The following is a 24653-nucleotide window of genomic DNA, read 5'->3' on the forward strand; positions in this document are numbered from 1 at the left end:
GGCTTGCTGGCGATGGCGTCATTGAGATCGCCATCGCCAGCAAGCCGGCTCCTACAGGGGGGATTCGGTGTTTTCAGAGCAGTTTGTGTTCCATGGCGTACTTCACCAGTTCAGCCAGCGAGGTGATGTTGAGTTTCTGCATCAGCCGCGCCTTGTGGGTGCTGATGGTTTTGCTGCTCAGGGCCAGTTGCTGGGCGATGTCGTTGACGTTGGCGCCCTGGGCCAGGCGTTCGAACACCGAGAATTCGCGCTCCGAGAGCAACGAATGCAGCGGCCGCGAATCCGTCAGGCCGACTTCGAAAACCATGCGGTCGGCCAGGTCCGGGTCGATGTAACGACCGCCCGCCGCGACCTTGCGGATCGCCGTCAACAGCAGCGCCGGGTCGCTGTCCTTGGTCGCGTAACCCGCCGCGCCGACCTTCAACGCCCGGGCAGCCATTTGCGCTTCGTCGTGCATCGACAACACCAGGATCGCCGGTGGATTGTTCAGTGCGCGAATCCGCGGAATCGCTTCCAGGCCATTGACGCCCGGCATCGAGATGTCCAGCAACACCACTTCGCAAGGCACATGACGCAAGGTCTCGAGCAACTGCTCGCCATTGCTCGCCTCGCCCACCACCAGCAAGTCCTTGGCCAGGCCGATCAGTTGTTTAATGCCTTCGCGAACGATGGTGTGGTCTTCGGCTACCAGTACACGGATCACGGTCTTTCTCCAGATTCAAGATCTATCGCGAGCAGGCTCGCTCCCACATTTGGATCTGTGGCGTTCACACAATCCGTGTGGGAGCGAGCCTGCTCGCGAAGGCGTCAGTAAAACCAACACAAATTCTTCAGGCCTCATCCAAAGGTACGCGCACACTCAACGTCGTGCCCTCCCCCGGCTCACTTTCAAGCAACAGCTCCCCGCCCATGATCAACACTCGCTCGCGCATGCCCACAACCCCAAAGGATGTTGGCCGACCAGTAGTGGCGACAAATCCTACGCCATCATCGCTGACAGTCAGGCACAACTCGTCGCCCTCAAGCGTCAATGTCAGTTCAACAGTATGCGCCTGGGCATGCCGCATGACATTGGTCAGCGCTTCCTGAAGAATCCGGAACAAGCCGATCGCCTTGGCATCGCTGAGCACCGGCAAGTTCTCCGGCACTTGCACCAGACACGGAATCTGCGTGCGCGCCTCGAAACGCCGGGCCTGCCATTCGATGGCCGAAGCGATCCCGGCATCGAGAATCGGTGGCCGCAACGCCGTGGCCACATCGCGCACCAGTTGGAACAACTGAGCGATCAAACGCTTCATGCTGTTCAAGCGCTCATTCAGACCTGGGTCGAGCTGGGCGTAGGCCAGTTCGCACATGGACGTTTCCAGTTTCAAAACGGTCAACATCTGACCCAACTCGTCGTGAACTTCCCTGGCGATGCGCGCCTTTTCCTCTTCTCGCACGCTCTCCAGGTGTGCGGACAATTCACGCAATTGCTCACGGGAGCTGGCGAGTTCCAGCTCAATGCGTTTGCTCTCGCTGATGTCCCAGACGATGCCGTCCCAGACATAGGTGCCGTCATCGAGGCGACGCGTGATGGCCTTGATCTCGGCCCAGCGCTGATCGCCCTGGCGCGTGAGAATCCGCCCTTGCCACGACCAGTCACTGTCAGTGTCCAGCGCATGATCCTGCGTCTGGTGGTAACTGGCCTTGTCATCCGGATGCACCAGGCTACGCAGACCTTTGTCGCGGTGGGCCAATGTGGTGGGGGAATAACCGACCAGGCTCTCGCTGCCCTCGCTGATGTAGGCAAAGTCGATCTGCCCTGTCACCGGAGCCCGCTCCAGGCGAAAGACCAATCCAGGCACGTTCGCGGCAATCCCTTGCAAGCGCGCCTCGCTCTCCTGCAACGCGGCCAGCGCACGACGACGCTCGGTGACGTCGTTGAGGTAGACCACCAGGTATTCGCCATCGCGAAAACGCAGGAAGCTCAACGAAACATCCGTCGGCAGAATGCTGCCATCGGCTCGCAGGCAATTGGTTTCAAAGCTGAGCGGCCCTTCTTCGCTGGCGCGGGCGCGTTTCCACAGGTTCAGCCAGCGGTCCATGTGCAGACCCGGTTCGAAATCGATCAACGGCCGATCGATGATGCCTCCCGACGGATAGCCGAGCATGGTTTCCGCGGCGCGGTTGGCGTAGCGCACATGGCTGTCCCAGTTGACCCAGAGAATGCCGACGGTGCTCTGGTCGATGGAAAACTGGGTGAGGCGCAACGCTTCTTCGCTGGCGGCACGCAAGGCAATGTCTTCGCGTGCTACCAACAACCGTTGCTCAAGACTGTGTTGCTGCCGACGCTGCCAGACCACGATCGCCATGCAGCTCAGCATCAACACTGCCAACAGCAGGCAGAGGTTCTGCCAAAAACCCGGCGACTCGGTCAGTCGCGGGTATTTGGCTTGCAGCCATTGGTTGTGCAGTTGTTCCAGGTCCTTGGCGGGGATCGCCCGCAGCGCGCTTTCGATGATGCCGGCGAGTTCCGGCCAGTCCCGCCGTGTAGCCACGCGCAGCAGTTGCGGCAGGCCAATATCACCGACCACCACCAACCCGGCAAACTCCGGTTCGACAGACAAACGTCCCAATTGCGCTTCATCGACCACGGCATAACTGGCCTGCTGACTCAACAACAGTTGCAGTGCCTGACGCTCGATCGGCACGCCCTGCAGGTTCAAATGCGGGTAATTGCTGCGCAGGTAATCGGCGGTGGCGCTGGGCATGCGTACGGCGACGCGGGTCTGGCTGTCGAGTTTTTCCAACTCGACCACGCCGGCGCCCTTCTGGTCACTGACCACCAGTTGCGGCACCCGCATGTATGGATCGGAAAACTGCCACAGGCGCAGGCCGCCGGGGGTTTGCGCCAACCCCGGGGCGATGTCGATTTCACCTTCGCGCGCGGCGGCTTCCAGTTGCGCAAGGTCGGGATAGTTACGCCAGCTCAACTCGACCTTGAGCGCTTTTGCCACCCACTTCATCAGCTCGACGTTAACCCCGGACAGCCGCTGCAAACGGCGATCGTATTGCGCATAGGGCACTTGCAACACCAGTCCGACGCGTAATTCATTATGTTGCGCGAGCCATTGCTGCTGGCTCGCAGACAACTGCGCGGTGTGCTCCGGTGGCGCAGGCGCCGCCCAGCCCATCAAGGGAAACCACAAACAGCCGATAACCCACAGACAGCAAAAACGCATCATTGAAGTCTCACACACTGACAAATACTGACCAACCCATTAGGCTGCCGGAACCACTTCTGGCCTGGAATATCCGATGCCCCCTGTCTACCGCCTGGCACTGCCAGCATTGTGCCTGTCGCTGATCCTGCCTTGCGCCTTTTCCGTCGAGGCCGCAGACCCGGCACCGGCCGCCGCGGAAAAGTCCGCAGACGAAAAACCGGTCGAACGTCAGCCGCTGCTTGAGCGTAGTCAGGAAGAAGCGGCAGCACTTGAGCGAAAAATTCCCGCTCAGGAACAGCAACAACTCCAGGCCGGCAGCGACACGTTTCTGGCCTTGTGGAAGCCGGCCAATACCGCTGATCCCAAGGGTGCGGTGATTATCATCCCGGGCGCTGGCGAAACCGTTGACTGGCCGCAGGCAATCGGCCCGCTGCGGCGCCAATTGCCGGACGCCGAGTGGAGCAGCCTGAGTATCACCTTGCCAGACGTGCAAAGCGATGCCATTGCGCCACGTATTGTTGAAGTAACGCCACCGCCCAAAGCACCTGATGCCGCCAGCAAGGACTCGACCACGGCGGCGCCCATCGAGCAGGCGGCGGGCGGTGAAGCGGAGGTGGCCGACAAGGCCATTGCTGAAACCAGCGATGAACAGGTCAAAGCCGACGCCGAACGAATTTTCGCACGCATCGATGCGGCTGTTGCCTACGCCGAACAGCAGAGCGCTCGCAGCATCGTGGTGCTGGGTCATGGCACCGGCGCTTACTGGGCCGCGCGTTATCTGAGCGAGAGGCAGCCCTCGCAAGTCGAGAAGTTCGCGATGGTCGCTGCGCAGACGCCCGTGGCAGCAAAACCTGGCTTGGCTGAGCTGACGCCGACACTAAAACTGCCCACCGCCGACATCTTCTACAAGGACAAGCCGCTGGACCGCAACGCAGCTCTGGAACGCTTGCAGGCCAGCAAGCGTTTGAAGGGCTCGGCGTTCAGTCAAGTATCGCTCAAGGCGTTGCCGGGTGACTCGAAAGCAGAGCAGGAGCAGTTGGTTCGCCGGGTGCGGGGCTGGTTGAATCCTCAGGCTGCGGACTGATAGACCGAGTTGCCCCCTTCGCGAGCAGGCTCGCTCCCACAGGGTTTATGCCGTACGCAATTTTTGTGATCGACATAAAACCTGTAGGAGCTGGCTTGCCCGCGAAGGCGTCGTCACTGACGACGCATCACACACTGACTACCTGAAATCCCGCCGCTGACGAATCAACGTATAGGCGTTATGCAATTCGCGCGTCTTGTCCGTTGCCTCGCGTACCTGCAACGCCGTCGCACCACTGCCGGCAATCTTGTCCGGATGATGACGACTCAGCAGGCGCCGATAGGCGCGTTTGATCTGCGCCGGTTCGGTGGTGGCGGACACCCCCAACAGCGACAACGCTTCCTGATAAGTGATGGCAGTGCCGGCCGACGATTGCTTGTGCGGCTCATAGTCAGCCGCCAGCGCCTGCACCTGATACGACGTCCAGCCCAGCCATTTACCCCATTGGCGAATCAGTTCGCGCTCGGCATGCCCGGCACGACCATCGGCCCAGACCATTCGCCAACAGGCGCGCAACACGCCTTCCGCCGCGTGGGGTTGCTCACTCAAGCGCCGCAGATAACCACGCAACCGGTCATGGCCCGACTTGCCTCGGTTAAACGCGGCAATCGCCCGACGCTTGGCCGGCTCGGTCATGTCCAGTGCCTGCATTTCCAGGCGCGCCTGCTGGATATGCCCGTCTACCACTCGCCCATCGCATTTGGCCAGCCGTCCCAGCAACACGAACAGCAGCTCATCGTTGCGCAGCACCGGCCTGCCACCGAGCTTTTCACGCAAATGCCCCCACGAATGCAATTGCAGGTGCCGATCCAGCGCCTGCCCCAATAAAGCGCCGAGCAAGGCCCCCGGAATGCTGGCAATGGCAAAGCCCGCTCCGGCTCCAATCAGAGTCCCTGGCCACAGCATCTCAGCGACTCGCTTCGATCAGAGTTTCAACTTCCGCCAGACGCTCGTGAGTTCCGACATCCACCCACCGTCCGCTCAGCCGCTCACCCGAGACTTGCCCATCGGCCATGGCCGTGCGCAGCAGCGGTGCAAGCTTGAACGCCCCGGCGGTGTGCCCGTCGAACAGCTGCGGATGCAACACTGCAATGCCGCTGTAAGTCAGGGTCGGCGAATCTGCCTGGCCGTCGTGCACTTGCCCGTCGACCAGCGTGAAATCGCCTGCCGGGTGGTGGCTCGGGTTATCCGCCAACACCAGATGCGCCAGGCCGCTGATGGGTTGATGCAAGACGCTGAAGTCATAGTCGGTCCAGATATCACCGTTGACCACCACAAACGCCTCATCACCCAACAATGGCAATGCGCGGAAAATCCCGCCACCGGTCTCGAGCGGTTCACCTTCGGGCGAGTACTGGATGCTCACGCCATAACGCGAACCATCGCCCAGATAGTCTTCGATCTGCTGTCCCAGCCAGGCATGGTTGATCACGATTTCGGTAAACCCGGCAGCGGCCAGCGCGCGCAGGTGATACTCGATCAGCGGCACCCCGCCAGCGCGGACCAGCGGTTTTGGCGTGGTCAGGGTCAGCGGGCGCATGCGCTCGCCTTTACCCGCAGCCAGAATCATTGCCTTCATGCATTCACTCCAGCACGCAGACTCAGCAGCAACACATCCAGCTCCGCCAGTTCAGGACGACGGGCGATCACTGCATCTATATAAGCAAAGAAGCGCGGCACGTCGGCGAGGTAACGCGGCTTGCCATCGCGATGACAGATGCGGGCGAAGATACCGATGACTTTCAGGTGACGCTGCACGCCCATCAGGTCGCTGGCGCGCAGGAAGTCATCGAAGTCTGGCTGGACGGGAATGCCGAGGGCGCCCGCTTGCTGCCAGTAATCTTGCAGCCAACCGTGCACTCGCTCCTCGGGCCAGCTCAGGAACGCGTCCTTGAACAGGCAGGTCACGTCATAGGTCACCGGGCCATAGACCGCATCCTGAAAATCCAGCACGCCGGGATTCGGCTCGCTGAGCATCAAGTTGCGCGGCATGTAGTCGCGATGCACCAGGACTTTCGGTTGCGCCAGGGCGCTGTCGATCAGCAGCTGCGACACGTTCTGCCAGAGCATTTGCTGCGCAGGGTCGAACTCGATGCCCAACTCACGCTTCACAAACCACTCGGGGAACAATTCCAGCTCGCGACGCAACAGCGCCACGTCATAACTCGGCAGCGGAGCAACCATCGGCAACTGCTGAAAAGCCAACAGAGCCTGCAAGGCATCCTTGAACAAATCGTCGGCATTTTCGCTGTCGATAACGTCCAGATAGGTCTTGTTGCCCAAGTCATTGAGCAAAAGAAAACCGCGTTCGAGGTCTTCGGCATAAATTTTCGGCACATTTATTCCGGATTTCGCCAGCAAAAAAGCGATATCCACGAAGGGTTTGCAGTTTTCCTGGGGCGGCGGCGCGTCCATTACGACGAAACTTTTGCCGCCGCCTTCCCAACGGAAATAGCGCCGAAAACTCGCATCACTGCTGGCCGCGGTCAACGTGGCCGGGGGTACGGCGCCCCAACTCTGCTCTGCAAAGAGGGTCGCCAATTGCTCATCGAGCCAAACTTTCAGGTGTTGCAAACGTACATCTTGGTCAGGCATTGCAAGGGTCTCCGACGGCGCTAGCCGTCAAGCGGGTCATGCTTTATTATCCAGCATCTTTTTCAGACCATCGAGAGGCGTGCGGCCCACACCGCGGGCAGATGGCACGCAGGAAGCCCGGACTAATAAGATGGCATTGAAATCCCCCGCGTTTCGTAAAAAATTTCCGTTGTTGGTCACTGGCAGTCTGCTGGCCCTGCAACCTCTAGCCACTTCGTTCGTGGTCGCCGCGGAACAGTATGACTGCTCAGTCTCTGCTTCGGGTGCCTGGAACTGTGCGCCCAAGACGCCGGCGGCTGCATTGCCACCGCGTCCCATCCATGAGGGCAGCGCAGTCTCCGCGACCGGTGAAGCACCTACCGAGAGCGGCGCCAGTGAAGACACCGGCACCAAGCCTGTGCAGGTCACCGAATCCAAAGGCCGCGGCCTCAAGTCCCGTAGCGCAGACTACAGTCACCTTGACTGGGTTCCGCGCGAGAATCTCACTGCAGCGCAATTGGCCGAAACCGGTCCTTACTGCTCTGGTTCCTATATCGAACCAATTCGTCCTGGCATGAATGACAAGACGAATAAAAGTGACGCCCCGACGTTTGTCGGTGCCAAGGCTTCTCGCTACAAGCAGGATGAACAGATCGCTACCCTGGCCGGTGACGTGGTCCTGCGTCAGGGCAGCATGCAGGCTGAAGCCGACGAAGCGAACCTCTACCAGGCCGAGAGCCGTGGCGAGCTGGACGGCAACGTACGCATTCGCGACAACGGCGCGCTGATCGTCGGCGACCACGCCGAAGTGCAGCTCGACACCGGTGAGGCCAAGGTCGACAACGCCGAATACGTGATGCACAAATCCCGTATCCGCGGTAACGCGCTGTACGCCAAACGTGCCGAGAACGCGATCATCCGCCTCAAGGATGGTACGTACACCACGTGCGAACCGAACAGCAACGCCTGGCAGCTCAAGGGCAACAACATCACCTTGAACCCGGCGACCGGTTTCGGTACCGCGACCAACGTGACGCTGCGGGTCAAGGACATTCCGGTTCTGTACACGCCGTACATTTATTTCCCGATCGACGACCGTCGTCAGTCCGGCTTCCTGCCGCCAACCATTGGCAGCGGCAGCGATACCGGCTTCCTGTTGGTCACTCCGTACTACTTCAACCTGGCGCCGAACTACGATGCCACGTTGTACCCGCGCTACATGAGCAAGCGCGGCCTGTTGATGGAAGGCGAGTTCCGCTACCTGACCAAGTCCAGCGAAGGTCAGTTCGGTGCTGCGTACCTCAATGATGACAACACCGACCGCAGCAAGCAGACCGACTACGAAAAAACCCGCTACATGTACAACTGGCAGCACAAGGGCGGCCTCGACTCGCGCGTTTTCACGCAAGTCGATTACACCAAAATCAGCGATCCTTATTATTTCCAGGATCTGCAGACCGATCAGATTGGTGTAAAAACCGAGGATTACGTCAATCAGCAAGGCTCCGTTTCTTACCGTGGCGACAACTACACCGCTCGTTTGAACGCCCAGGCGTATCAGCTTGCAACCGTTTCCAACATCACGCCCTATGATCGTTTGCCGCAGATCAGCCTCAATGGTCGGCTGCCAATGCGCCCGTACGGCCTGAAATTCGACTACGAAACAGAAGTCGTGCGTTTCGATCGTGATTTGAAAACGGGTCAGTTCTCCGATGAAAACGGCAACCTGTCGCCTCGCCTGGACACCAATGTGTTCGGCCTGGCCCGCGCCAACGGTGACCGCCTCAACCTCAAGCCAGGCGTCAGCCTGCCACTGGACTGGACCTATGGCTTCGTGAAGCCATCGCTCAAGTATCAGTACACCCAATATCAGCTGGATCTCGATGGCAAGGGTAAAGCCGACATCGCCGGCCAGAGCGCCGAACGTGATCGTCTCAACGGTACGTTCAGCAGCAACCAGAACCGCGGCGTCCCGATCGCAAGCATCGACAGCGGCCTGTATTTCGACCGTAACACCACATGGTTTGGCAAGAACTATCGCCAGACCCTGGAGCCACGCCTGTTCTACCTGTACGTCCCTGAAGAAGACCAGAAGGACATCCCGGTTTTCGACACTGGCGAATACACCTTCAACTATGCGTCCCTGTTCCGCGACAACCGTTTCTCTGGTTCCGACCGTGTCGGCGACGAGAACAAACTGTCGCTGGGCGTGACCAACCGCTGGATCGAAGAAGACGGCTTCGAACGTCAACGCCTCAGCGTCGGCCAGGCCTTGTATTTCCAAGACCGCAAAGTCCAGTTGCCGGGGATCGATGCGAATACCCGCCTGGATTCGCAGACTGATGTTTCGCCTTATGCGCTGGAATACGAATACCGCTGGAACCGCGATTGGCGCACCACTGCCAATTACAACTGGGACCCGGAAAGCCGCAGCCCTCGCTCGGGCAGCGCGATGTTCCACTACCAGCCTGAAGACAACCCGAACAAAGTCATCAACGCCGGCTATCGCTATCGTAATGACCAGGTCCGTTACGACCAGAACACCGGTCAATGGTCGGTGGGCGGTGGTGACTACGGTACTCCGGGCACCCCGGGCTACGTGAAGGACTACTACAAGATCCAACAGCACGACTTCTCGGTGATCTGGCCGATCGTGCCGCAATGGAACGCCATCAGTCGCTGGCAGTATGACTACAACCGCAACCGTACCCTGGAAGCCTTCGGTGGTTTCGAGTACGACAACTGCTGCTGGAAACTGCGCCTGATCAGCCGTTACTGGGTTTCGTATGAGGAGTTCAGCCAGAACTCCCCGGAAAACGAAAAAGGCGACCATGGCATCTTCCTACAAATCGTTCTGAAAGGTCTCGGCGGCCTCACCGGCGCCAAAGTAGAGAGCTTCCTCGACAAAGGCATCCAAGGTTATCGTGAACGTGAAGACCAAGCTTTCTGATTGTCTGCGCCCGCTAATGCTGGGCGCGCTGTTCCTGGGTACTGCGGCGAATGCCGCGGTACAGTCCATCGATAAGGTGGTGGCCATTGTCGACAACGACGTGGTCATGCAGAGCCAACTGGACCAGCGTGTTCATGAAGTTCAGCAAACCATCGCCAAACGCGGTGCTGCTGCGCCGCCGGCCAGCGTGCTGGACCAGCAGGTGCTTGAGCGTCTGATCGTCGAAAACCTGCAACTGCAGATCGGCGAGCGCTCCGGCATTCGCATCACCGATGAAGAGCTGAATCAGGCGGTCGGCACCATTGCCCAGCGCAATAACATGTCGATCGATCAATTCCGCGCGGCCCTGACTCGTGATGGCCTGTCTTATGAAGACGCTCGCGAGCAGATTCGTCGTGAAATGATCATCAGCCGCGTGCGTCAACGCCGTGTGGCTGAGCGCATTCAAGTGTCCGAGCAGGAAGTGAAGAACTTCCTCGCTTCCGACCTTGGCAAAATGCAGCTGTCCGAAGAGTTCCGCTTGGCCAACATCCTGATTCCTACACCGGAAAGTGCTAATTCCGATGCAATTCAGAGTGCTGCCAAACAGGCCGACGCGGTTTACCAGCAGCTCAAGCAAGGCGCTGACTTCGCTCAGTTGGCAATTGCCAAATCCGCCAGCGAAACCGCACTGGAAGGCGGCGACATGGGCTGGCGTAAAGCCGCTCAATTGCCACCTCCGTTCGATCGCATGCTGAGCACCATGTCGGTCGGCGATGTAACCCAGCCGATGCGCACGCCGGGCGGCTTCATCATCCTGAAGATCCTCGACAAGCGTGGCGGCGAGACCCAGACCCGTGACGAAGTACACGTGCGTCATATCCTGGTCAAACCTAGCCCGATCCGCGACGAAGCAAAAACCAAGGCCCTGGCCCAGTCGCTCTACACCCGTATCGAATCGGGCGAAGATTTCGGCGAACTGGCGAAAAGCTTCTCGGAAGACCCGGGTTCCGCCCTCAACGGCGGCGACCTGAACTGGATCGACCCGAATGCATTGGTGCCCGAGTTCCGCGAAGTGATGGCCAAGACCCCACAAGGTCAGCTGTCCAAGCCGTTCCAGACCCAATATGGCTGGCACGTCCTGGAAGTCCTTGGCCGCCGCGCCACGGACAGCACCACCCAGGCCCGTGAGCAGCAAGCAATGACCGTACTGCGTAACCGCAAATACGACGAAGAGCTGCAAACCTGGCTGCGTCAGATCCGTGACGAAGCGTACGTAGAGATCAAACTCCCTGGTGCAGACCAGGCAGCGCAGTGAAACCCCAACGTTTCGCGCTGACACCCGGCGAACCGGCCGGCATAGGTCCTGACCTGTGCCTGCTGGTTGCCTCGCAAGCCCAGCCACATCCCCTGATTGCCATTACCAGCCGCGACCTGCTCCTTGAGCGGGCCGCGCAGTTGGGCGTGGTCGTTGATTTACTGCCGGTGACCCCGGACAACTGGCCGGATATCCCCGCGCCAGCCAACAGCCTGTATGTCTGGGATACGCCGCTCAATGCGCCGGTGACTGCCGGTCAGCTCGACAAAGCCAATGCCGCTTTCGTACTGGAAACCCTGACCCGCGCTGGTCAGGGCTGCCTGGACGGGCACTTCGCCGGAATGATCACCGCCCCTGTGCACAAGGGCGTGATCAACGAATCGGGTATCGCCTTTTCCGGGCATACAGAATTTCTCGCCGACCTGACGCAAACCGCGCAAGTGGTGATGATGCTTGCGACCCGCGGATTGCGCGTGGCGCTGGTCACCACTCACCTGCCCCTTCGCGAGATTGCCGATGCAATCACACCGGAGCGTCTGGAGCGCGTCACGCGGATTCTGCATGCCGACCTGCAACAAAAATTCGGCATCGCCCAGCCGCGTATCCTGGTGTGCGGGCTCAATCCCCATGCCGGCGAAGGCGGACACCTGGGCCATGAAGAAATCGACATCATCGAACCAACATTAGAGCGCCTGCGTGGCGAGGGCATGGACCTTCGCGGCCCCCTGCCCGCCGACACTCTGTTTACCCCCAAATATCTGGAGCACTGCGACGCGGTGCTGGCGATGTACCACGACCAGGGCTTGCCTGTGCTGAAATACAAAGGCTTCGGCGCAGCAGTCAACGTGACCCTCGGCTTGCCGATCATCCGCACGTCGGTCGACCACGGCACTGCCCTGGACCTGGCCGGCAGCGGCAAAATCGACACCGGCAGCCTGCAAGTCGCCCTGGAAACCGCCTACCAGATGGCCGAGACCCGTTTATGACCGAGCATTACCAACACAAGGCGCGCAAACGCTTTGGCCAGAACTTCCTGCACGATGCCGGCGTTATCGACCGCATCCTGCGCTCCATCCATGCCAAGCCCGAAGACCGCCTGCTGGAAATCGGTCCGGGCCAGGGCGCGCTGACCCAAGGCCTGCTGAACAGCGGTGCCCAGCTGGACGTAGTGGAGCTGGATAAAGACCTGATCCCGATCCTCAACCAGCAGTTCGCCGGCAAGAGCAATTTCAACCTGCACCAGGGCGATGCGCTGAAGTTCGACTTCAACAGCCTGAACGCTGCGCCGAACAGCCTGCGTGTGGTGGGCAACCTGCCATACAACATCTCCACGCCGCTGATTTTCCACCTGCTGCACAACGCAGGCATCATTCGCGACATGCACTTCATGCTGCAGAAAGAAGTGGTCGAGCGCCTGGCGGCAGGCCCTGGCGGCGGTGACTGGGGTCGTCTGTCGATCATGGTTCAGTACCATTGTCGCGTAGAGCACCTGTTCAACGTTGGCCCCGGCGCGTTCAACCCGCCGCCGAAAGTCGATTCTGCCATCGTGCGCCTGGTGCCTCACGCCGTACTGCCGCACCCGGCCAAGGATCACCGCTTGCTGGAGCGCGTCGTGCGCGAAGCCTTCAACCAGCGCCGCAAGACCCTGCGCAACACCCTCAAGTTGCTGCTGAGCAACGACGAAATCACCGCCGCCGGTGTCGACGGCAGCCTGCGCCCGGAGCAGCTCGATCTTGCAGCCTTCGTACGCTTGGCCGACAAACTCAGCGAACAAGTCCTACAGAAACCCGCCGCCGACTGACAGGCAACAAGCGTTATCGGGTAGGACACCAGCCCTCATGTCTGGTTTACTACCCGATACTTGGCCTAGACTGAATTCCATCAGCTACGCCCCGCGTCCCGCTTCGTTTTTAAGGCCTCTTGAATGTCCGATCCTCGTTATCAGGTCGACGTCAGCGTCGTCACCCGCTATCTGGCAGAACAATCGCAACCCGAGCAAAACCGCTTTGCCTTCGCTTACACCATCACCGTACACAACAATGGCGAATTACCGGCCAAGCTGTTGTCGCGGCACTGGGTGATCACCGATGGTGACGGGCATGTCGAGGAGGTTCGCGGTGCCGGCGTGGTTGGCCAACAGCCGTTGATCAAGGCAGGCGAGAGCCATACCTATAGCAGTGGCACGGTGATGACGACTAAGGTCGGCAACATGCAAGGCAGCTATCAAATGATTGCCGAAGACGGCAAACACTTCGACGCCATCATCGCTCCATTCCGCCTGGCGGTGCCCGGAGCCCTGCACTGATGGCGACGTATGCCGTTGGCGACCTGCAAGGTTGCCTCGAACCGTTGAAATGCCTGCTCAAGCAGGTCGCCTTCGACCCTGCCCGGGACAAACTGTGGCTGGTGGGCGATCTGGTCAACCGTGGCCCGCAGTCGCTGGAAACCTTGCGCTTCCTCTATAGCATGCGCGAATCACTGGTATGCGTGCTCGGCAACCACGATCTTCATCTGCTGGCCGCCGGGCATAACATCGAACGCCTGAAGAAAGCCGACACCCTGCGCGAGATTCTCGAAGCGCCGGATCGTGTGGAACTGCTGGAATGGGTGCGCCAGCAAAAGCTCATGCATTACGACGAGCAACGCAACATCGCCTTGGTCCACGCCGGCATCCCCCCGCAATGGTCGCTGCGCAAAGCCCTGAAGTGCGCCGCCGAAGTCGAAGAGGCCCTGCGCGACGACAATCGCTTCACGCCTTACCTCGACGGCATGTACGGCAACGAACCACTGAAATGGGACAGCGATCTCAAAGGCGTAACCCGCCTGCGCGTGATCACCAACTATTTCACCCGCATGCGTTTCTGCACCAGCGAAGGCAAACTCGACCTCAAGGGCAAGGAAGGCGTCGACACCGCGCCGCCAGGTTATGCGCCCTGGTTCACTTACAAGGAGCGCAAGACCAGAGACGTGAAGATCATCTTCGGCCACTGGGCAGCGCTCGAAGGTCAGTGCAACGAGCCGGGCATCTTCGCCCTCGACACCGGTTGCGTCTGGGGCGGGTCGATGACCCTGATGAACGTCGACACCCTTGAACGCCTTCAGTGCAAATGCGACGAGCATGGCCACACCTTCCTGCCGTCAGTCGCCTCCCCTATTTCCGAACAAACGCCAGCCAGCGCCCGGCGCTAGACTGCGCTTTCAGCCGAGCCACAGGAGCCCGCCATGAGCGAATTCAAACGTATCCCCCCAGAACAGGCCCAGGCCTTGCGCGAACAAGGCGCAGTGGTGGTCGATGTTCGAGACCCGGCAACATTTGCCGCGCTGCACATCAGCGGCTCGAAGCATCTGGACAACCATTCCCTGCATGCTTTCATTCAGGGCGCGGACCTGGACGCACCGACGGTGGTGGTCTGCTATCACGGCAATTCCAGCCAGGGCGCAGCGGCCTACCTGATCAGCCAGGGCTTCTCCGATGTCTACAGCATGGACGGCGGTTTTGAGCTGTGGCGTACGACTTATCCTTCGGAAACCGCGCAAGGCACTTCCGAATAATTTTTTTGTAACGTACAAGCCCCGGCTGCCGCGGGCTTGCGCGGTGGCAGACGAACGGTCTGCCACAACTAATTACGCATCTCGCCTTTACCTCCCGAATAAGCAACTATCCTTAAGCGCAGGCCATCCAAAACAGGGGAGAGCCGGTACACCGGCGCGCGGGTCATCGGGAGTAGCTTTCGGGGCGGTACGCTTTGAAAGGGTTCTGGGGGGTAAACAGCGACTGCATATCCGGTCGCTGCCAGCATCGACTGACTGATCCGGCGTCGGCTCCACGTATCGAGCGAGGTGACGTCATGAGTATCTTTAGCCACTTCCAACAACGCTTCGAGTCCACACGCCAGGAAGAACTCTCACTGCAAGAGTACTTGGAGCTGTGCAAAAAGGACCGCAGCGCCTACGTTTCCGCCGCCGAGCGTCTGTTGCTGGCCATCGGAGAACCGGAGCTGCTCGACACCTCGACCAACTCGAGGCTTTCGCGAATCTTTTCCAACAAGGTGATCCGCCGCTATCCGGCCTTTGAAGACTTCCACGGGATGGAAGAATGCATCGACCAGATCGTCTCGTATTTCCGCCATGCCGCTCAGGGCCTGGAAGAGAAGAAACAAATCCTCTATCTGCTCGGCCCCGTCGGCGGCGGTAAATCGTCCCTGGCCGAGAAGCTGAAACAGCTTATCGAGAAGGTGCCTTTCTACGCGATCAAAGGCTCGCCGGTTTTCGAATCTCCTTTGGGTCTGTTCAACGCCACCGAAGATGGCGCGATCCTCGAAGAAGACTTCGGCATTCCGCGGCGCTATCTCAACACCATCATGTCGCCATGGGCCACCAAACGTCTGGCCGAATTCGGCGGCGACATTAGCCAGTTCCGCGTGGTGAAGCTCTATCCATCGATCCTCAACCAGATCGCCGTGGCCAAAACCGAACCGGGAGACGAAAACAACCAGGACATCTCGGCACTGGTGGGCAAGGTCGATATCCGCAAACTGGAAGAATTCCCGCAAAACGACGCCGACGCCTATAGCTACTCGGGCGCACTGTGCCGGGCCAACCAGGGCCTGATGGAATTCGTCGAAATGTTCAAGGCACCGATCAAGGTGCTGCACCCATTGCTGACTGCCACCCAGGAAGGTAACTACAACAGTACCGAAGGCCTGGGGGCGATTCCGTTTACCGGGATCCTGCTGGCCCACTCCAACGAATCGGAATGGCACACCTTCCGCAACAACAAGAACAACGAAGCCTTCATCGACCGGATCTACATCGTCAAAGTGCCGTACTGCCTGCGGGTCAGCGACGAAGTGAAGATCTACGACAAGCTCTTGTTCAACAGCTCCCTGGCCAAGGCGCACTGCGCACCGGACACGCTGAAGATGCTCGCCCAGTTCACCGTGCTCTCGCGCCTCAAGGAGCCGGAAAACTCGAACATCTACTCCAAGATGCGGGTCTACGACGGTGAAAACCTCAAGGACACCGATCCGAAGGCCAAGTCGATCCAGGAATACCGCGACAATGCCGGTGTCGACGAAGGCATGAACGGTCTGTCGACCCGTTTCGCGTTCAAGATTCTGTCGAAGGTCTTCAACTTCGATCCGCACGAAATCGCCGCCAACCCGGTGCATTTGCTCTACGTGCTGGAACAACAGATCGAACAGGAACAATTCCAGGCTGAAACCCGCGAACGCTACCTGCGCTTCCTCAAGGAGTACCTGGCGCCGCGTTACATCGAGTTCATCGGCAAGGAAATCCAGACCGCCTACCTCGAGTCGTACAGCGAGTACGGCCAGAATATCTTCGATCGCTACGTGCTGTACGCCGACTTCTGGATCCAGGACCAGGAATACCGCGACCCGGAAACCGGCGAGATCCTCAATCGCGTGGCGCTGAACGAAGAACTGGAGAAAATCGAAAAACCGGCCGGTATCAGCAATCCGAAGGATTTCCGCAACGAAATCGTCAACTTCGTGCTGCGCGCCCGTGCCAACAACAACGGCAAGAACCCGACCTGGCTCAGCTACGAAAAACTGCGGGTGGTCATCGAGAAGAAAATGTTCTCCAACACCGAGGACCTCCTGCCCGTCATCAGCTTCAACGCCAAGGCGAGCAAAGAGGACCAGCAGAAACACAACGACTTCGTCACACGGATGGTCGAGCGGGGCTACACCGACAAACAGGTACGACTGCTGTCCGAGTGGTACCTGCGGGTCAGAAAATCACAATAACCCGCTGCCGGTCAGACCGGTTGTCGTCAGCCAGAGGCCTGTGTACGCATTTTCTGTTACACAGGCCTCTGGAAGGTGTTCGAAAGTCGGTAGCGAGTTCAGGCAGCATCCAAAGCGCTTGGGGGAGCGTTGAATATCCCTTGGCCTTCGGTCCGATGCTGCATCACCGCTCGCCCCTTTCAGGACAGCTTCTAAGGAGCAGTCATGAGCTATGTGATCGACCGACGTCTCAATGGCAAGAACAAGAGCACGGTGAACCGTCAGCGGTTTCTGCGGCGTTACCGTGATCACATCAAAAAGGCTGTCGAAGAGGCGGTCAGCCGGCGCTCCATCACCGACATGGAACACGGCGAACAGATCAGCATTCCCGGCCGCGACATCGACGAGCCGGTGCTTCACCACGGTCGCGGGGGCAAACAGACCGTCGTGCACCCCGGCAACAAAGAGTTCACCAGCGGCGAGCACATCGCCCGTCCGCCCGGAGGTGGCGGCGGCAGAGGGCCCGGCAAGGCTGGCAACTCGGGTGAAGGCATGGACGAGTTCGTCTTCCAGATCACCCAGGAAGAGTTCCTCGAGTTCATGTTCGAGGACCTGGAACTGCCCAATCTGGTCAAGCGCAACCTGACCGGCACCGATACCTTCAAAACCGTTCGTGCAGGCATCAGCAACGAAGGCAACCCGTCGCGGATCAACATCATCCGCACCTTGCGCTCGGCCCACGCCCGACGAATCGCCCTGTCCGGCAGCAGCCGGGCGAAACTGCGCGAAGCCAAAGAGGAATTGCTGCGACTCAAGCAGGAAGAACCGGACAACTTCGGCGATATTCAGAAAATCGAGGCAGAAATCGAAAAACTCAGTGCGCGCATTCATCGCGTACCGTTCCTCGACACTTTCGACCTCAAGTACAACCTGCTGATCAAGCAACCCAACCCCAGTTCGAAGGCGGTGATGTTCTGCCTGATGGACGTGTCCGGCTCCATGACCCAGGCGACCAAGGACATCGCCAAGCGTTTCTTTATCCTGCTGTACCTGTTCCTCAAGCGTAACTACGACAAGATTGACGTGGTTTTCATCCGCCACCACACCAGTGCCCGGGAAGTCGATGAGGAAGAATTCTTCTATTCCCGCGAAACCGGCGGCACCATCGTTTCCAGCGCGTTGAAACTGATGCAGGAGATCATGGCCGAACGCTATCCGAGCAACGAGTGGAACATCTACGCCGCCCAGGCTTCCGACGGCGATAACTGGAATGACGACTCGCCGATCTGCCGCGACATTCTGATCAACCAGATCATGCCGTTCGTGCAGTACTACACTTACGTTGAGATCACCCCGCGCGAACATCAGGCCCTGTGGTTCGAGTACGAGCGCATCGCCGAAGCCTTTTCTGACACCTTTGCCCAGCAACAACTGGTCTCGGCCGGGGATATCTATCCGGTCTTCCGTGAACTCTTCCAGCGCAGGTTAGTGACATGACCGCCAAAGAGCAGAAGCGCCAACCCATTTCCACCGGCTCCGAATGGACGTTTGAGCTGATCCAGGCCTACGACCGCGAAATCAGTCGTATCGCGGCTCGCTATGCGCTCGACACCTACCCCAACCAGATCGAAGTGATCACGGCCGAGCAGATGATGGACGCGTATGCCTCCGTCGGTATGCCGCTGGGTTATCACCATTGGTCGTACGGCAAACACTTCCTCAGCACCGAAAAATCCTACACTCGCGGGCAGATGGGGCTGGCCTACGAAATCGTGATCAACTCGGACCCCTGCATCGCCTACCTGATGGAAGAGAACACCATCTGCATGCAGGCGCTGGTGGTGGCTCACGCCTGCTACGGACACAACAGCTTCTTCAAGGGCAACTACCTGTTTCGCACCTGGACCGACGCCAGTTCGATCATCGATTACCTGGTGTTCGCCAAGCAGTACATCATGCAGTGCGAAGAGCGCCACGGCATCGACGCGGTCGAGGACCTGCTGGACTCCTGCCATGCGCTGATGAACTACGGGGTTGACCGCTACAAACGCCCTTACCCGATTTCCGCCGAGGAAGAACGTCGTCGGCAAAAGGACCGGGAGGAGCATTTGCAGAAACAGATCAACGATCTGTGGCGCACCATTCCGAAAGGCGCGGACAAGTACAGCGACCGGGACAACGCACGCTTCCCCGCCGAACCGCAGGAAAACATCCTGTACTTCATCGAAAAACACGCGCCGCTGCTGGAGCCCTGGCAGCGGGAGATCGTGCGGATCGTGCGCAAGATCGCGCAGTATTTTTACCCGCAACGCCAGACTCAGGTGATGAACGAAGGCTGGGCCACGTTCTGGCATTACACCCTGATGAACGACCTGTACGACGAAGGCCTGGTCACCGACGGCTTCATGATGGAGTTCCTGACGTCCCACACCAGCGTGGTCTTCCAGCCGGGCTTCGACAGCCCGTACTACAACGGAATAAACCCCTACACCCTGGGCTTTGCCATGTACCGTGATATCCGGCGCATGTGTGAAACCCCCACCGAAGAAGATTATCGCTGGTTCCCGGAAATCGCCGGCACCGACTGGCTATCCACCATCAAGTTCGCCATGAGCAGCTTCAAGGATGAAAGCTTCATCCTGCAGTACCTGTCACCGAAGGTGATCCGCGACCTGAAATTGTTCAGCATTCTCGATGATGACCAGAAGGACGACCTGCTGGTACCGGCCATCCACGACGAAGATGGCTACCGCACCATCCGGGAAACCCTGGCCGCGCAGTACAACCTGGGTAATCGCGAACCCAACATCCAGATCTACAGCATCGACCGCCGCGGAGATCGCTCCCTGACCCTGCGTCACCAGCAACACGACCGCAAACCGCTGGGTGAGTCCACCGAGGAAGTGCTTAAACACTTGCACCGCCTCTGGGGCTTCGACATTCACCTGGAAACCCTGCAAGGGGATCAGGTGATGAAAACCCACCACGTACCGCCCAGAAGCGAGCACAGCGAAGGCGAATACGGCCGGCTGGACCTGGCCGTCATTCATCTTTGATCCTGTTCGTGCCTCCGCAAGCTCGACGCAACGGTTATTCTGTCGGGCTAACGGAGGTTTTTTATGCGGATTTATAAAGTCGGCGGTGCGGTACGCGATCGCCTGCTGGGCAAACCTGTCACCGATATCGACTGGGTCGTGGTCGGCGCCACCACCGAAGAAATGCTCGCCAAGGGCTATCGCCCGGTGGGCGCGGACTTCCCGGTGTTCCTTCATCCAAAAAGTGGTGAGGAATATGCCCTCGCCCGGACTGAACGCAAAAGCGGACGCGGTTACGGCGGTTTTACCTTTCACGCCAGCCCCGAAGTCACCCTCGAAGAAGACCTGATTCGTCGCGACCTGACGATCAACGCCATGGCTGAAGACGATCAACAGAATTTGACCGACCCGTACCATGGCCAACGTGATCTCGAAGCTCGCGTTCTGCGTCACGTTTCCCCCGCATTTGCCGAAGATCCGCTCCGTGTTCTGCGCGTTGCGCGCTTTGCCGCTCGTTATGCGGAACTGGGCTTCACCGTCGCACCGGAAACGCTGGAGCTGATGCGCCAACTCAGCGAATCGGGCGAACTGGAGGCATTGACCGCCGAACGTAGCTGGAAAGAAATTTCCCGCGCACTGCTGGAAGATCAACCGCAGGTGTTTATCGAAGTGCTGCGCGAGTGCGGCGCTCTCAAGGTGCTGATGCCAGAAGTCGATGCCCTGTTCGGCGTACCGCAACCGGAAGCTCATCACCCGGAAATCGACACGGGCGTGCACACCTTGAGCGTGCTTGAGCAATCAGCGCTGCACAAACAACCACTGACAGTGCGCTGGGCTTGCCTGCTGCATGACCTGGGCAAAGGGCTGACGCCGAAAGAAGACTGGCCGCGGCACATCGCCCACGAACACACCGGCCTGAAGCTGATCAAAGCGGTCAATGAACGCTTCAAGGCACCGAAGGACTGCCAGGAACTGGCTTTGCTGGTGGGGCAGTATCACACCCATGGCCATCGCGCCCTGGAGCTAAAGCCCTCGACACTGCTGGAGCTGCTGCAGAGTTTTGACGTCTATCGTCGCCCGCAGCGGTTTGAGGAGTTTATTGCAGCGTGTGAAATGGACGCGCGCGGGCGCAAAGGGCTGGAGCAGAGAAGTTATCCACAGGCGGATTATTTGCGCGGGGCGGCGAATGCAGCCCGCAGCGTGGCGGTACAGCCGTTGCTGGAGAAGGGATTCAAGGGGCCGGAGCTGGGAGAGGAGATCAAGCGTGAGCGGCTAAAAGCTTTGAAAGCCTACAAAGACGGGGCGTCTGCCTGAAAAGCATCGCGAGCAGGCTCGCTCCCACAGGTTTAGCGCAACCCTTGTGGGAGCGAGCCTGCTCGCGATGGCGTCATCAGCCTCACAGGAGATGCAATGGAGTCAACGGCTCCCCGCGCCACTCAAACGCCACCGGCGCCAACACCTGATCAATCTGCGCTTCGCCCCACAACGTCGCAAAGCTTTTGCCTACGCCCGGATGCACACGATCCGGCGCAATGAGCGACAACGGCCACAATACGAAAGCATTTTTCAGAATCTCTGCCCGCGGCAGAATCAATCCGTCGAAGTTGCCCACCAGATCACCGAACAACAGCACGTCGATATCCAGTGGCAAACCCTTGCGGTCCGGTGCATAGCGGCCGTTGTCTGCCTCGATGAATTTCAGTCGGCGGTCCAGTTCTATCAGCGGCAAATCGGTGTAAGCCGAGACCACAAAATTGAAGAACGGCCCGCTCTTGATCCCCACCGGCTGGCTTTCAAACACCGCCGAGCATCTTATATCCACCAGAAAACCCGCCAGGGCTTCCAGGCCAGCCTGCAAATGGGTTTCGCGCTCGATATTGCTACCGAGCCCGAGGTACACCTGAGTCAGCGACATCCGCGCTCGATCTCCACGCCCACACCACCGGTGGCCGCCGGTACGGCACCTGGCTTGGTCAGTTTGAGACGCATCCAGGTAATGTTGAACTCGCTCATCAGCACCTCAACCAGGCGCTCGGCAAAGGTCTCGACCAGCTGGAACTGCGCTTGCTCGGCAAAGGCCTGGATGCGCGACGAAACGCTCGCGTAATCGAGCGCCAGGGTCAGGTCATCACCAGCCGCGGCCGGGCGATTGTCCCAGGCGAAGCTCAGATCAAGACGCAAGCACTGTCGGATGCCTCGCTCCCAGTCGTAGGCACCGATCACGGTGTCGACTTCCAGGCCCTCGATAAACACTCTGTCCAAGCACTTTTCTCCGCTGCACGACAAGGGCGCAATGCGCCGTTAGAATCAGGGCGTCCTCGCCCGGAATAGTTAGCATGTTTTGGTTACTGGCGACTCTCGCCTACCTGCTCGGCTCTCTGTCCTTCGCCATTTTGCTCAGCCGCCTGACCGGTAACCTCGATCCGCGAATGAGTGGCTCGGGCAATGCCGGTGCCACCAACATGTTGCGTCTGGCCGGCAAGAAACTCGCCATCCTGACCTTGATCGGCGACCTCTGCAAAGGGCTGTTGCCGGTGCTGATCGCCGGTGTTGCGGGTCTTTCGCTGCAAGAACAGGCCTGGATCGGCGTTTGTGCCGTCATCGGTCACCTGTTCCCGCTGTATTTTCGCTTTCGCGGTGGCAAAGGTGTCGCCACTGCTGCCGGCATGTTACTGGGGCTTTACCCGCCAGCAGCCCTGCTGGCGGTCTGTGCCTGGCTGCTGACGTTCTACCTGACCCGCACCAGCTCACTCGCCGCGCTGATCGCCACACCGCTGACCCTGCCGCTGCTGGCCTGGCAGGAACCGGCGGCCTTGCTGCCCATGAGCGCCCTCACGGGCATGATCGTCTGGCGTCATCGGGGCAATCTACGCGACCTGTTTGCCGGGCGCGAACGGCATTTTTAAATACCGGACGTGAGCGCCGCTCATCACAGCCCTGACAACTGCTCCATCGGCCAGCGTGCCTGCACGCTGATCGCCAGACTTTCGTGTTGACCGGCCTGCAAGCGCTGGCAGCCGGCAAACGCAATCATTGCGCCGTTGTCGGTGCAGAACTCCGGACGGGCGTAAAACACGTCGCCCTTCATGTCGCCGAGCATTTTTTCCAGTGAAGAGCGCAGCGCCTTGTTGGCGCTGACGCCCCCTGCGATGACCAGACGCTTCATGCCCGCCTGTTTCAGGGCGCGCTTGCACTTGATGGTCAAAGTCTCCACCACGGCCTGCTGGAACGCCAGCGCGATGTCGCAACGGGCTTGCTCGCTGTCGTCCCCGGCGCTGACGCTCTGCTGCCAGGTGTTGAGGGCGAAGGTTTTCAGGCCACTGAAGCTGAAAGCCAGGCCCGGGCGGTCGCACATCGGACGCGGAAAAGTGAAACGCCCTGCAACGCCTTGCTCCGCCAGACGAGCGATTTCCGGACCGCCCGGATAATTCAGCCCCATCATCTTCGCAGTCTTGTCGAAGGCTTCACCGGCAGCATCGTCGAGGGTTTCGCCCAAGAGCGTGTATTGACCGATCCCGTCGACCTGAACCAGCTGCGTATGACCGCCCGACACCAACAAAGCGACGAACGGGAATTCCGGCGGTTGCGACTCCAGCATCGGCGCCAGCAAATGGCCTTCCATGTGGTGCACGCCGAGCGCCGGAATACCCCAGGCAAAGGCCAGCGCCTGAGCGCAGGAAGCACCGACCAGCAGCGCCCCAACCAGCCCCGGACCCGCGGTATAGGCGATCGCGTCGATCTCGGTTGGCACGCAGCCCGCCTCGGCCAACACCTGACGAATCAAGGGCAGCATGCGTTTGACGTGGTCACGCGAAGCCAGCTCCGGCACCACGCCACCATAGGCGCGATGCAGGTCGATCTGGCTGAACAGCGCGTCGGCCAGCAAGCCGCGTTCACTGTCATATAATGCGACACCGGTTTCGTCGCAGGAGGTTTCTAATCCCAGTACTAGCATGGGTTTGCGCCTTGTTTAGGCTGAATTCGAAGGCGCGCATAATAGTCGCCATGTGATGCCCCGACTAGCGGTTTTCGATCAGAGGCTTTGCATTCCGAGCGATGAGGGGTTAACATCCGCAACCCTTAAAAACCGACGTCTTCAAGTGCTCTTTTGCCGCGAGGATGTTGACCCCGGTAATGAATGAAGGTAGCTCTGGATGCCAGCCGTCAAAGTAAAAGAGAACGAACCCTTCGACGTAGCTCTGCGTCGTTTCAAGCGCTCCTGCGAAAAAGCCGGTGTACTGGCTGAAGTTCGTAGCCGCGAATTTTACGAGAAGCCAACTTCTGAGCGTAAGCGCAAAGCAGCAGCCGCTGTTAAGCGTCACGCCAAGAAAGTTCAGCGCGAACAGCGCCGCGCCGTTCGTCTGTACTAATACACAGACGTTCGTAGCAAGCTTCTGCCAAGCCCGGCCCTCAGCCGGGCTAATGGCATTTGCGGACAACGCTTGATGCTTCACCGTCAAAGCCGCAGACGCGACCGAGACAAACCTGCTTCACAGCGTCAGACCTGGCTCTTTTGCCAGCGGTGCACGTCTTTTCTGACGAGCCTTCCAAGGCTACTGACGAGCACACCCACTGATTCCTCTCACGACGATCAGCCCAAGGCACCTTCTTGCGTGCCCGCTTATGAGCTATCCGAGGCCATCGACTGGCCGCAGCGGATTCAGCGAAACACTTTCAAATAGTCGAATACTGATTGGTATTAACGTCAGTGGATTTTCGGCAGATACACTTCCCGACAGCGATTACGCAGACGACAC

22 protein-coding genes are annotated in these 24653 nt (G+C 59.4%); 14 read left to right on the top strand and 8 right to left on the bottom strand.

Going from position 1 to position 24653, the window contains the following annotated elements; all coding sequences use genetic code 11:
• Window positions 1-73 precede the first annotated feature (73 nt).
• Both KGB24_RS21035 and KGB24_RS21040 read right to left on the bottom strand, forming a co-directional pair.
• On the bottom strand, window positions 74-703 hold the full coding sequence (locus tag KGB24_RS21035; protein ID WP_003210977.1) for a response regulator transcription factor: 630 nt from the start codon (window positions 701-703) through the stop codon (window positions 74-76).
• A gap of 127 nt (window positions 704-830) precedes the next feature.
• Window positions 831-3227: a PAS domain S-box protein gene (locus tag KGB24_RS21040; RefSeq protein WP_223415941.1), complete on the bottom strand. Its 2397-nt coding sequence runs from the start codon at window positions 3225-3227 to the stop codon at window positions 831-833.
• Between the two features lie 73 nt (window positions 3228-3300).
• Here KGB24_RS21040 and KGB24_RS21045 point away from each other — a divergent pair, with 73 nt between their 5' ends.
• Window positions 3301-4290, top strand: a complete 990-nt coding sequence (locus KGB24_RS21045; protein ID WP_008027072.1) for an alpha/beta hydrolase family protein — start codon at window positions 3301-3303, stop codon at window positions 4288-4290.
• Window positions 4291-4428: 138 nt separating this feature from the next.
• Here KGB24_RS21045 and KGB24_RS21050 read toward each other — a convergent pair whose 3' ends face one another.
• The 3 genes from KGB24_RS21050 to KGB24_RS21060 are packed head-to-tail and all read right to left on the bottom strand — an operon-like array spanning window position 4429 to window position 6885.
• Complete coding sequence (locus KGB24_RS21050; RefSeq protein WP_223415942.1) at window positions 4429-5196, bottom strand: TerB family tellurite resistance protein; 768 nt, start codon at window positions 5194-5196, stop codon at window positions 4429-4431.
• A 1-nt stretch (window position 5197) separates the two neighbouring features.
• Window positions 5198-5869, bottom strand: a complete 672-nt coding sequence (gene murU / locus KGB24_RS21055; protein WP_223415943.1) for an N-acetylmuramate alpha-1-phosphate uridylyltransferase MurU — start codon at window positions 5867-5869, stop codon at window positions 5198-5200.
• Window positions 5866-6885: an aminoglycoside phosphotransferase family protein gene (locus tag KGB24_RS21060; protein ID WP_223415944.1), complete on the bottom strand. Its 1020-nt coding sequence runs from the start codon at window positions 6883-6885 to the stop codon at window positions 5866-5868. Before KGB24_RS21060 ends, murU begins: the two co-directional genes overlap by 4 nt.
• Window positions 6886-7015: 130 nt before the next feature.
• On the opposite strand from KGB24_RS21060, the gene KGB24_RS21065 reads away from it, so the two are divergent.
• The 11 genes from KGB24_RS21065 (at window position 7016) to KGB24_RS21115 (ending at window position 21210) form a co-directional block, all read left to right on the top strand.
• Entirely contained in the window at window positions 7016-9814 is a 2799-nt protein-coding gene (locus KGB24_RS21065) for an LPS-assembly protein LptD (protein ID WP_223415945.1), read from the top strand.
• A complete protein-coding gene (surA, locus tag KGB24_RS21070) occupies window positions 9795-11111 on the top strand; it encodes a peptidylprolyl isomerase SurA (protein ID WP_223415946.1) in 1317 nt (438 codons plus the stop codon). Before KGB24_RS21065 ends, surA begins: the two co-directional genes overlap by 20 nt.
• The gene (pdxA, locus tag KGB24_RS21075; protein WP_223415947.1) at window positions 11108-12097 is read left to right on the top strand and encodes a 4-hydroxythreonine-4-phosphate dehydrogenase PdxA; all 990 of its coding nucleotides are present in this window, start codon (window positions 11108-11110) and stop codon (window positions 12095-12097) included. The genes surA and pdxA overlap by 4 nt, the downstream gene beginning before the upstream one ends.
• On the top strand, window positions 12094-12912 hold the full coding sequence (gene rsmA / locus KGB24_RS21080; RefSeq protein ID WP_008027060.1) for a 16S rRNA (adenine(1518)-N(6)/adenine(1519)-N(6))-dimethyltransferase RsmA: 819 nt from the start codon (window positions 12094-12096) through the stop codon (window positions 12910-12912). The genes pdxA and rsmA overlap by 4 nt, the downstream gene beginning before the upstream one ends.
• Before the next feature lie 123 nt (window positions 12913-13035).
• The gene (gene apaG / locus KGB24_RS21085; protein ID WP_008027059.1) at window positions 13036-13416 is read left to right on the top strand and encodes a Co2+/Mg2+ efflux protein ApaG; all 381 of its coding nucleotides are present in this window, start codon (window positions 13036-13038) and stop codon (window positions 13414-13416) included.
• The gene (locus KGB24_RS21090) at window positions 13416-14300 is read left to right on the top strand and encodes a symmetrical bis(5'-nucleosyl)-tetraphosphatase (protein ID WP_223415948.1); all 885 of its coding nucleotides are present in this window, start codon (window positions 13416-13418) and stop codon (window positions 14298-14300) included. Before apaG ends, KGB24_RS21090 begins: the two co-directional genes overlap by 1 nt.
• 33 nt (window positions 14301-14333) lie before the next feature.
• On the top strand, window positions 14334-14663 hold the full coding sequence (gene glpE, locus KGB24_RS21095; RefSeq protein WP_008027054.1) for a thiosulfate sulfurtransferase GlpE: 330 nt from the start codon (window positions 14334-14336) through the stop codon (window positions 14661-14663).
• Between the two features lie 296 nt (window positions 14664-14959).
• Window positions 14960-16882: a PrkA family serine protein kinase gene (locus KGB24_RS21100; protein ID WP_008027052.1), complete on the top strand. Its 1923-nt coding sequence runs from the start codon at window positions 14960-14962 to the stop codon at window positions 16880-16882.
• A gap of 204 nt (window positions 16883-17086) precedes the next feature.
• A complete protein-coding gene (locus KGB24_RS21105) occupies window positions 17087-18358 on the top strand; it encodes a YeaH/YhbH family protein (RefSeq protein ID WP_007947798.1) in 1272 nt (423 codons plus the stop codon).
• Window positions 18355-19917 carry a SpoVR family protein gene (locus KGB24_RS21110; protein WP_008027050.1) on the top strand — a complete coding sequence of 521 codons (1563 nt, stop codon included), beginning with the start codon at window positions 18355-18357 and terminating at the stop codon, window positions 19915-19917. Before KGB24_RS21105 ends, KGB24_RS21110 begins: the two co-directional genes overlap by 4 nt.
• A gap of 63 nt (window positions 19918-19980) precedes the next feature.
• Window positions 19981-21210 (top strand): multifunctional CCA addition/repair protein, encoded by a 1230-nt coding sequence (locus tag KGB24_RS21115; protein WP_223415949.1) that lies wholly within the window; start codon window positions 19981-19983, stop codon window positions 21208-21210.
• 82 nt (window positions 21211-21292) lie between these two features.
• Here KGB24_RS21115 and folK read toward each other — a convergent pair whose 3' ends face one another.
• Together folK and folB are read right to left on the bottom strand one after the other, a co-directional pair.
• Entirely contained in the window at window positions 21293-21811 is a 519-nt protein-coding gene (gene folK, locus KGB24_RS21120; protein ID WP_207284808.1) for a 2-amino-4-hydroxy-6-hydroxymethyldihydropteridine diphosphokinase, read from the bottom strand.
• Window positions 21802-22158 (bottom strand): dihydroneopterin aldolase, encoded by a 357-nt coding sequence (folB, locus tag KGB24_RS21125; protein ID WP_008027044.1) that lies wholly within the window; start codon window positions 22156-22158, stop codon window positions 21802-21804. The genes folK and folB overlap by 10 nt, the downstream gene beginning before the upstream one ends.
• A 74-nt stretch (window positions 22159-22232) precedes the next feature.
• Here folB and plsY point away from each other — a divergent pair, with 74 nt between their 5' ends.
• Window positions 22233-22802 (top strand): glycerol-3-phosphate 1-O-acyltransferase PlsY, encoded by a 570-nt coding sequence (gene plsY / locus KGB24_RS21130; RefSeq protein WP_223415950.1) that lies wholly within the window; start codon window positions 22233-22235, stop codon window positions 22800-22802.
• 23 nt (window positions 22803-22825) lie between these two features.
• Here plsY and tsaD read toward each other — a convergent pair whose 3' ends face one another.
• Window positions 22826-23851 carry a tRNA (adenosine(37)-N6)-threonylcarbamoyltransferase complex transferase subunit TsaD gene (gene tsaD, locus KGB24_RS21135; protein ID WP_008027039.1) on the bottom strand — a complete coding sequence of 342 codons (1026 nt, stop codon included), beginning with the start codon at window positions 23849-23851 and terminating at the stop codon, window positions 22826-22828.
• Window positions 23852-24050: 199 nt separating this feature from the next.
• On the opposite strand from tsaD, the gene rpsU reads away from it, so the two are divergent.
• Window positions 24051-24266, top strand: coding sequence for a 30S ribosomal protein S21 (gene rpsU, locus KGB24_RS21140; RefSeq protein ID WP_002551877.1), 216 nt, complete (start codon window positions 24051-24053; stop codon window positions 24264-24266).
• The last annotated feature ends 387 nt before the right edge of the window (window positions 24267-24653 follow it).

The organism is Pseudomonas sp. BF-RE-25 (genome assembly GCF_019956105.1).
Classification (GTDB): Bacteria; Pseudomonadota; Gammaproteobacteria; order Pseudomonadales; family Pseudomonadaceae; genus Aquipseudomonas; species Aquipseudomonas migulae.